The following is an 8,573-nucleotide window of genomic DNA, read 5'->3' as shown; positions in this document are numbered from 1 at the left end:
GTACGGGGTGCCGATGCTCACGCTGTCGAGGGGCGCGCGGACCAGGGTTCCTCCGCCGGTTTCCGCGCGCCCCTCGACAGCGTGAGCATCGGCACCCCGTACCGCATGGCCGGATCCATGTGGTCCAGCGGTTACCACACGGGCGTCGACTTCGCGGCCGAGACCGGCACCACGGTCAAGGCGGTCGGCGCGGGCACGGTCGTCTCGGCCGGCTGGGGCGGCGCCTATGGCAACCAGGTCGTCATCCGGCACGCGGACGGCATGTACTCCCAGTACGCCCACCTCTCGCAGCTCTCCGTCTCGGCCGGGCAGAGCGTGACCGCGGGCCAGCAGCTCGGACTCTCCGGCGCCACCGGCAACGTCACCGGCCCGCACCTGCACTTCGAGATCCGCACCACGCCCGACTACGGCTCCGACGTCGACCCGATCGCCTACCTCAGGCAGCAGGGCGCCACCCTCTGACGGACGCGGTCCGACCCGGTTCTGTCCGGTGAGCCGGGGGTATTCGGCGTATTCCCGCTGGGGGAAACTGACCGGGTGGTCTATATCACCCACCGTCAACCCCTCCTTACGGTCGCGTAGGTCACACCAATAAGGGAAAGATATGGTCTCGTGGCAGACGATTCGAGATCATTCAACAGCGGTACGTTCGGGTCGTACACGGCGATCGGCGACAGCTTCACGGAAGGTGTCGGCGACCCCGGCCCGGACGGGGCGTTCGTCGGCTGGGCGGACAGGTTCGCCGTGCTACTGGCAGATCAGCGACCGGAGGGGGCCTTTCGCTATGCCAATCTCGCGGTCCGCGGCAGGCTCCTCGACCAGATCGTCGAGGAGCAGGTACCGCGGGCCAAGGAGCTCAAACCCGACCTGGTGACCTTCTGTGCGGGGGGCAACGACATCATCCGGCCGGGCAGTGACCCGGACGACGTGGCCGAGCGCTTCGAGCGCGCGGTCGCGGACCTCAAGAGCTCGATTCCGACGGTGATGGTGACCACCGGGTTCGACACGCGCGGGGTGCCGGTCTTCAAGCACCTGCGCGGCAAGGTGGCGACGTACACCGCGCACGTGCGCTCCATCGCCGACCGCTACGGGTGCCCGGTGCTCGACCTGTGGTCGCTGAAGTCCGTCCAGGACAGGCGGGCGTGGGACGTCGACCGGCTGCATCTGTCGCCCGAAGGGCACACCCGGGTCGCGCTGCGCGCCGCCCAGGTGCTCGGGCTCGCGGTGCCGGCCGACCCGGACCAGCCGTGGCCCCCGCAGCCGCCGCGCGGCACCCTGGAGGTGCGGCGCGACGACATCCAGTGGGCGCGCGAGCACCTGGCGCCGTGGATCGGGCGACGGCTGCGGGGCGAGAGCTCCGGCGACCACGTGGAGCCCAAGCGCCCCGACCTGCTGCCTCTCTGACGGGCCATCAGGCCCGCTGGTCCTCCAAGGGCCGGCGGCAGCACTGACGGACCGTCCCAGGGGCCGGCGCCCGCACGGCTCAGCCGTGCAGCAGCTTCCGCTCCGTCTCCGGGTCCAGCCCGACCCGGGGGCGGTCCGGCCGCTGCGGCGCCTCGCCGCCGATCGAGGCCAGCCAGGCCCAGGTGTCGGCGACCGTCTCCTCGACGGGCCGGCAGCGCAGCCCCGAGAGCACGGCCTTCCACACGTTCGAGCCGTGCATCGTGCCGTGCAGCTCGCCCGGCGGAATCCACACCGGCAGCTGGCTCCACGGCTCGACCCCGGCGGCCAGGATCGGTTCCGGGTCCGTCCAGCGCAGCTCCGCGCCGCCGCCGGTGACCCGCGTACACGCGTCGAGCAGCTCGCCCATGGTGGTGTGGTCCGGCGGGCAGACCAGGTTGTAGGGCCCGCAGAGCCCGAAGTCGGCGGCGCTCACGATCCACTCCGCCAGATCCCGTACGTCGATGAACTGCACCGGCAGATCGCGCGGCCCCGGCGCGAGCACCTCGCCGCCGCGCGCCATGCGCCCCAGCCACCACGGCAGCCGCCCGATGTTCTCGTACGGGCCGAGGATCAGTCCGGCGCGCACCAGCAGCGTGCGGTCCGGGCCGAACTCCCGGACGGCGGCCAGCTCGCCGCCCCGCTTGGCCCGCGCGTACTCCACGTCGTCCGCAGCGTCCGGCGACCCGTCGACGAGCGGCGCGCCCTCGTCGGTCCCGGGCGGGACCGGGTGCTCGTACACGGAACGGCTCGACACGTACACGTACCGGGCGACGCGTCCCCGCGCGAGCAGCCTCGCCGCGTCGCGCACCACCGAGGGCGCCCCCGACCAGGTGTCCACCACCACGTCCCAGCGCCCGTCGGCGAGGGCCGTCAGACCGTCCTCGGCCGTCCGGTCGCCGAGCAGCGCCCGCACACCGGCGGGCGGCTCGTGGCGGCCCCGGTGGAAGACCGTCACCTCGTGCCCGCGGGCCACCGCGTCCTCGGCCACGGCGCGTCCGACGAACTCCGTACCACCCAGTATCAACAGCTTCATGGCGCAACTCTGCCCGCCGGCACGGCTTCTGAGAACCGGTCCACGCTGAAGGCGAAATCGCGGTGCCCCGTCCCGGGGGTCGTACCGGCGCGGCTGCGCGGCTGTGCGGGTCAGGGGCGGTAGAGCCGGCCGGGCTCCGGGGCGGCGGGGGCGAGCAGCTGGGGCACGGTCACGAAGGTGAAGCCGCGCGCCTTCAGCGCGTCGATGATCCCGGGCACGGCGGGCACGGTCCCGTCGTAGATGTCGTGCAGCAGGATGATGCCGTCGCGGTCGGCCTGGTCCAGGATGCGCCGGGTGATCAGGGCCGAGTCGTTGGTGGAGTAGTCCTTGGCGGTCGCGCTCCACAGGATCTGCGAGAGCCCGAGCTCCTTGCTGACCTTGGTGACCTCCTTGTTGGTACGGCCCTGGGGCGGTCGCATCAGAACGGGCTTGCGGCCGGTCAGCGCGGCCACCGCCTCCTGGGTGCGGTTGAGTTCGGTGCGTATCTCGGCGGGCTTGAGCTTGTCCAGGCGCTCGTGCGACCAGGTGTGGTTGGCGACCTCGTGCCCCTCGGCGGCGATACGGCGCACGGTGTCCGGGTACTTCTCCACATGGTTCGCGCCGAGCAGGAAGAAGGTGGCGTGCACCTTCTTCTCCTTGAGCGTGTCCAGCAGTTGGGGCGTCTTCACGCCCGGCCCGGCGTCGAAGGTGAGCGCGATGCACTTGGCCTTGCGGCAGTCGACCCCGGCGGCGGCCCCCGCTTCGGCACCGGCCGCGGCCTTGCTGTCGAGCGCCTCGTTACGGGCGGAGCGCGGCGAGACGGCGCCGTCGGAGCAGCCCGTCAGCGTCAGCCCGAGTGCGCCCACCGCCACCAGCGCGACGGCGGCCCGCCCCCGGACGCGACGGACTCCGGAATTGCTGCTGCGCATGACGCGACTCCCCTTCGGCCTGGACCAGAACATGCCCCGGACTATACGCGAGGTGTATACACGCGATGAATAGTGGGGTGGGGCCTGCCGGCTGGGGTGAAGGGAGACGCCGGAGGCCGACTGTTACATGCGGCATGCTCCCGCCGGGCCGGGCCCCTACGCCGGGGGCCGGGGAAGGGGAGATGCCGGAGGCCGACCGCTGCTTACGGCGCGATCCCGCCGCGCCGGGCCCCTGCGCAGGGGGCCGGGGAAGGGGTGCCGCCGGAGGCTCGACCGCTACTTGCGGCGCGATCCAGCCGGGCCGGGCCCTGCGCCGGGAGCTGGCGAAGGGAAGACGCCGGAGCCCCGCCGGAGGCCTGGCCGCTACTTGCGGCGCGATCCCCCCGAGCCGGGGCCCCTGCGCCGGGTGCCGCCGGGCTTGCGGGACGAGGCGCCCCTGCGGGCGGAGGCGCCCGGGGTGCCCGACGGCGGTTCCCCGCGGCCGGACGGCTCAGCCACACCCGCCGTCCCCGCGCGCCAGTGCGAAGGGCGGTCGAGTCCGGCCGGCAGCACCGTGGCCTCGTCGCCGCGTGCCGCGTTGACCTGCGTCTGGGTCAGGAACAGGCAGTCCGTGAGGTCCGCCCCGGCGAGGTCGGCGTCACGGAAGTCCGCGCCGATGACATCGGCGAGCCGCAGGTCGGCCCCGCTCAGATCCGCCGCGATGAGGTACGCCCCGCGCAGGTCCGCGCCGCGCAGATCGGCGCCCCTGAGCCGGGCCCCGAACAGATCGGCGCCCCTGCGGTCCTTCTTCTTGCCCTTGACCTCGGCGCGCACCAGTTCGCTGGTGCGCAGCAGCAGGGTGTTCACCCCGGCGCGCAGCGCCGCGACATCCAGCTCCAGGAGCGTGTCCACGTCGCTGAGGGTCAGCCGCTCGATCCGCTCCCGCTCGGCCGCCACCTCGCGGTGGACCGGACGCGCGGCCGGACGGCCGCCCGCCTCGGCGAGGTACCAGAGCAGCTCGTGCAGCTGGCGCATCACCGGGAGCGCCGCGAACATCTGCCGCGATCCGTCCGGCGACTCGCGCCAGTTCCGGCCGGCAAAGGTGACCTGCGAGATCTTCTGGCCCGCGCCGAAACAGTCGTACACCGTGCACCCCTGGAAGCCCTGGGGGCGCAGCCGGTCGTGGATGCCGCAGCGGAAGTCCTGCCCGAGGTTGGCGCACGGGTCCCCGGCGGCCTTGTCGACGGCGAAGTCCGTGGACCGTGAGAACGCCAGGGCCACACAGCACAGACCGAAGCAGTTCGCGCAGTCGGCCCGCAGCCCGGAGCGGTCGTCCACCGGGCCGGGCGCCACGGCGGCCCGCTCCCGTACGCGGTTCTCGGATGTCTCGGACAAGGCGGACGCTCTCCTGCGGTGTACTGGTGACCCGGCGGCGCCGAAGGACGGACCCGCGGGCCCGAGGTGGCCATAAGGGGAGGTCGAGCCTACCGTCGGGCCGCCACGCGGACCGAAGAGGAGGGGCGCCGGGCGGACGGCCCGCAGGGTCGGACCGACCGGTCGGGCGTTACGCGGCCTCGTCCAGGTCGGCCGTGGTGGCCTGGGCCCACAGGGTGAGCAGTCGTTCGTACTCCTCCGAGGGCCAGCCGCCCTCCGGGTCCGCGCTCTCGACGAGATCGCGGATCGCCGCGTTGGCGGCTTCGGCGTCCGGCAGTACGGAACCAGGCTGGTCGGAGGAAGTGGACATGCGTCCAGACTAGGGGCACGGTCCGACAATCCGCTCCGCACAGTCATGCCAGGTCCATCACACAGTCATCGACCGCCCCCCACACGACCTTCACCACGCGGGCGCGGATGAGGGAATCCGGAGGGACTCGCGCGCTGTTCCAGTGGCCATGACGGCATTCGACGCACCCGAGGAAGCCCTGCTCAAGCTGGTCGCGCGGGAGAAGGGCGGCGTTCTCGCCACCCTCAAGCGCGACGGCCGGCCCCAGCTGTCCAACGTCAACCACGCGTACTACCCGGACGAGGGCGTGATCAAGGTCTCCCTCACCGACGACCGCGCCAAGACCCGGAACCTGCGCCGCGACCCGCGCGCCAGCTACCACGTCACCAGTGCCGACCGATGGGCCTGGACCGTGGCCGAGGGCGTGGCCGACCTCACCCCGGTGGCCGCCGACCCCTATGACGCGACCGTCGAGGAGCTGGTCCGGCTCTACCGGGACGTCCAGGGCGAGCACCCCGACTGGGAGGACTACCGGCGGGCCATGGTCCGCGACCGGCGCCTGGTGCTCCGGCTGCGGGTCGAGCGCGCCTACGGCCAGCCGCGCGCCTGAGCCGGTCCCCGGCGGGAACCGCCCCGGGAGGGCGCGGTTCCCGCGTTGTCGTACCCGCCGCACATAATGGAATGACCCCCGAGCCCCAGGAGGTGCCGTGACCGGCGCTGGTTCTCTGCTCCCACTCCGTTCCCGGCTGCGCGAGCTGCGCCCCGCCGCCTTCGGGGCCGACCCGGCGGGGGACCGCCTGGAGCGGATCCGCCGCTCGCCGAACTTCGCGGACGGGGTCTTCCAGAACCCCGAGGGCGCGCGCACGCGCCCGTCGGGCTCGATGGTGGAGTTCGCCAAGATCTACTTCCAGAAGGAGCAGCGGGCCCTGCGCGCCCCGGTGGGCAACATCCCGGTGCACGCGACGACCCTCGCCGACCTGGCCAAGCCGCCCGCCACGGGCCTGCGGCTCACCTGGATGGGGCACTCCAGCGTCCTCGCCGAGATCGACGGCCGCCGGGTGCTCTTCGACCCGGTGTGGGGCGAGCGCTGCTCCCCCTTCGCCTTCGCCGGACCCAAGCGGCTGCACCCGGTGCCCGTCCCGCTGGCCTCCCTCGGCCCGGTCGACGTGGTGGTCATCTCGCACGACCACTACGACCACCTGGACCTGCCCACCATCCGCGCCCTGGCGGGTACGGAGACGGTGTTCGCGGTCCCGCTCGGCGTCGGCGCCCACCTGGAGCACTGGGGCGTCCCCGCCGACCGCCTCCACGAGCTCGACTGGAACGAGTCGACGAAGGTCAACGGCCTCACCCTCACCGCCACCCCCGCGCGCCACTTCTGCGGCCGGGGCCTGCGCAACCAGCAGCACACGCTCTGGGCCTCCTGGGCCGTCGCCGGCCCCGAACACCGGATCTACCACAGCGGCGACACGGGCTACTTCGACGGTTTCAAGGACATCGGCGCCGAGCACGGCCCGTTCGACGCCACGATGATCCAGATCGGTGCGTACAGCGAGTTCTGGCCGGACATCCATATGACTCCGGCCGAAGGCATGCGCGCCCACCTCGACCTCCAGGGCGGCCGGCCGCACGGCGTGCTGCTCCCGATCCACTGGGGCACCTTCAACCTCGCCCCGCACCCGTGGTCCGAGCCGGGCGAGGGGACCATGGCCGCCGCGGCGGCGGCGGACGCCCGCATCGCGCTGCCCATTCCGGGTGAACCCTTCGAACCGGCCTCGGAGCACGTGCCGTCCGCGCCCTGGTGGCGCCCGGTCGCACCACCCCCGGCGGACGGCTGGCCCCTGCACACCCGCAGGCCCGCCAGGACGGGGGAGCAGGAGGCGGCGCCGGTCGTCTCCTAGGGTCACGGCCCCCGGAGCCCCCCGGGGGCGACCCGGTATTTCGTGCTGTCGTACGAGGCGTCATACCAGAGCGGGACACGGAAGGGGGGACTTTTCCAACTGCGCACCGAGGGTGAGGGGTTGACCCCTACTGTGAGTGGCCGACGATCAACGCGGGCCCTCACGGATCGAGTGGGGCCCGGGACCACGATCTCTGGGACCCCACGTACCGAGGACGCAGATGTCTCATCTTCGCGCACCCGCCGCGCGGTCCGACCGCCGCGAGGGCGGGCGGCACGGACGTACGGCACACCGGGCGAACCCCCCGGCCGCACCCGCGGGCGCCCCGGCCCCGACGGGACGTCCGCCGAGCGGGCAGCGCCCGTCCACCGAGAGCCGGATACGGCCGCAGCTGCAGCGCAGCGCGGTGCTGCCCGCCCTGGTCGCCGTGCTGTGCGGCACGGCCGCCGTCGTCTTCACCCTCCACTCCACCCACGCCCACCCCTCGCGGATGCTCTGGGCCGCGCTCGCCGGTATGGCCGTGCTCGCCCTGGCGTCCGTGGCCGCCGCCGCCGTGGGCGCCGACCGGGCCGCGCGCACCGTGCTCGGGCGCGCCAACGGGCTGCGCCGGAGCAGCGCCCGCTCGGCCGCCGACCTGCGGACCGTGGTCGACGGACTGCGCCGCGGCGAGGGCCCGCCCGCCCGCCGAAGCCCCGGCCAGCTCCCGCCGAACGCGGACGAGTTCCAGCTCCTGGCACACGAGCTGACCCGCTCCCACGACGCGGCCGTCGCCGCCGTGGTGCAGGCCTCCCAGCTCTCCAGCAGCGTCGGCAACGAACAGAAGGTCGAGGTCTTCGTCAACCTCGCCCGTCGGCTCCAGTCCCTGGTGCACCGCGAGATCCAGCTCCTGGACGAGCTGGAGAACGAGGTCGAGGACCCCGAGCTGCTCAAGGGCCTCTTCCACGTCGACCACCTCGCCACCCGTATCCGCCGGCACGCGGAGAACCTCGCCGTCCTCGGCGGCGCCATCTCCCGCCGCCAGTGGTCCCACCCGGTGACCATGACCGAGGTGCTGCGCTCCTCGATCGCCGAGGTCGAGCAGTATCCCCGGGTCAAGCTGGTGCCGCCGATCGACGGCACCCTGCGCGGCCACGCGGTCGCCGACGTCATCCACCTCCTCGCCGAACTCGTCGAGAACGCCACGCTGTTCTCCGCCCCGCACACCCAGGTGCTGCTGCGCGCCCAGCTGGTGACCGCCGGACTCGCCGTCGAGGTCGAGGACCGGGGCCTGGGCATGCCCGTCACCGAGCAGAACAAGATGAACGCGCTGCTCTCCGACCCCGACCAGGTGAACGTCGCCCACCTCCTCCAGGACGGCCGGATCGGCCTGTTCGTGGTCTCCGCGCTGGCCCGCCGGCACGGCATCGCGGTCCGCCTCCAGACCAACATCTACGGCGGCGTCCAGGCCGTACTGGTGCTGCCGCAGGGGCTGTTGGGCGCCGAGTCCGAGGCCCCGAAGGAGGGGCAGACGAGCGAGCGGCAGCCGCTGCCGGACCCCGACCGCGCCCCCCAGCGGCAGCCGCTGCCGGACCCCGACCGCGCCCCCC

8 protein-coding genes and 1 pseudogene are annotated in these 8,573 nt (G+C 73.2%); 5 read left to right on the top strand and 4 right to left on the bottom strand.

Annotated elements, in window-relative coordinates; genetic code table 11:
- Together ACJA3G_RS23100 and ACJA3G_RS23095 are read left to right on the top strand one after the other, a co-directional pair.
- Positions 1-462 (top strand): M23 family metallopeptidase (locus ACJA3G_RS23100; protein WP_406554940.1); only part of this gene is annotated, 462 nt, incomplete at its 5' end.
- A gap of 150 nt (positions 463-612) precedes the next feature.
- Entirely contained in the window at positions 613-1,404 is a 792-nt protein-coding gene (locus ACJA3G_RS23095) for an SGNH/GDSL hydrolase family protein (protein WP_406554939.1), read from the top strand.
- A 79-nt stretch (positions 1,405-1,483) separates the two neighbouring features.
- Here the strand turns inward: ACJA3G_RS23095 and ACJA3G_RS23090 are convergent, their stop codons facing one another.
- The 4 genes and pseudogenes from ACJA3G_RS23090 to ACJA3G_RS23075 form a co-directional block, all read right to left on the bottom strand.
- Complete coding sequence (locus ACJA3G_RS23090; protein WP_406554938.1) at positions 1,484-2,476, bottom strand: NAD-dependent epimerase/dehydratase family protein; 993 nt, start codon at positions 2,474-2,476, stop codon at positions 1,484-1,486.
- Between the two features lie 110 nt (positions 2,477-2,586).
- Positions 2,587-3,384 carry a polysaccharide deacetylase family protein gene (locus tag ACJA3G_RS23085; protein ID WP_406554937.1) on the bottom strand — a complete coding sequence of 266 codons (798 nt, stop codon included), beginning with the start codon at positions 3,382-3,384 and terminating at the stop codon, positions 2,587-2,589.
- 516 nt (positions 3,385-3,900) lie between these two features.
- Positions 3,901-4,716: pseudogene (locus ACJA3G_RS23080) on the bottom strand (pentapeptide repeat-containing protein); the annotation flags it as partial.
- A 211-nt stretch (positions 4,717-4,927) separates the two neighbouring features.
- On the bottom strand, positions 4,928-5,107 hold the full coding sequence (locus ACJA3G_RS23075) for a hypothetical protein (RefSeq protein WP_406554936.1): 180 nt from the start codon (positions 5,105-5,107) through the stop codon (positions 4,928-4,930).
- A gap of 148 nt (positions 5,108-5,255) precedes the next feature.
- On the opposite strand from ACJA3G_RS23075, the gene ACJA3G_RS23070 reads away from it, so the two are divergent.
- The 3 genes from ACJA3G_RS23070 to ACJA3G_RS23060 form a co-directional block, all read left to right on the top strand.
- Positions 5,256-5,696: a TIGR03618 family F420-dependent PPOX class oxidoreductase gene (locus ACJA3G_RS23070; protein ID WP_406554935.1), complete on the top strand. Its 441-nt coding sequence runs from the start codon at positions 5,256-5,258 to the stop codon at positions 5,694-5,696.
- 97 nt (positions 5,697-5,793) lie between these two features.
- Positions 5,794-6,987 (top strand): MBL fold metallo-hydrolase, encoded by a 1,194-nt coding sequence (locus ACJA3G_RS23065; RefSeq protein WP_406554934.1) that lies wholly within the window; start codon positions 5,794-5,796, stop codon positions 6,985-6,987.
- A 220-nt stretch (positions 6,988-7,207) separates the two neighbouring features.
- Positions 7,208-8,573 (top strand): ATP-binding protein (locus ACJA3G_RS23060; protein ID WP_406554933.1); only part of this gene is annotated, 1,366 nt, incomplete at its 3' end.

This window comes from Streptomyces sp. YS-3, from assembly GCF_045257485.1.
Lineage (GTDB): Bacteria > Actinomycetota > Actinomycetes > Streptomycetales > Streptomycetaceae > Streptomyces.
The sequence above is the reverse complement of the archived record's forward strand: the minus strand, read 5'-3'. Positions and strand labels throughout refer to the sequence as shown.

Bases quoted from the DNA above. Each gene is read 5' to 3' on its own strand.
- ACJA3G_RS23090 (WP_406554938.1), bottom strand. From the start codon at position 2,476: ATGAAGCTGTTGATACTGGGTGGTACGGAGTTCGTCGGACGCGCCGTG.
- ACJA3G_RS23070 (WP_406554935.1), top strand. From the start codon at position 5,256: ATGACGGCATTCGACGCACCCGAGGAAGCCCTGCTCAAGCTGGTCGCG.
- ACJA3G_RS23075 (WP_406554936.1), bottom strand. From the start codon at position 5,107: ATGTCCACTTCCTCCGACCAGCCTGGTTCCGTACTGCCGGACGCCGAA.
- ACJA3G_RS23085 (WP_406554937.1), bottom strand. From the start codon at position 3,384: ATGCGCAGCAGCAATTCCGGAGTCCGTCGCGTCCGGGGGCGGGCCGCC.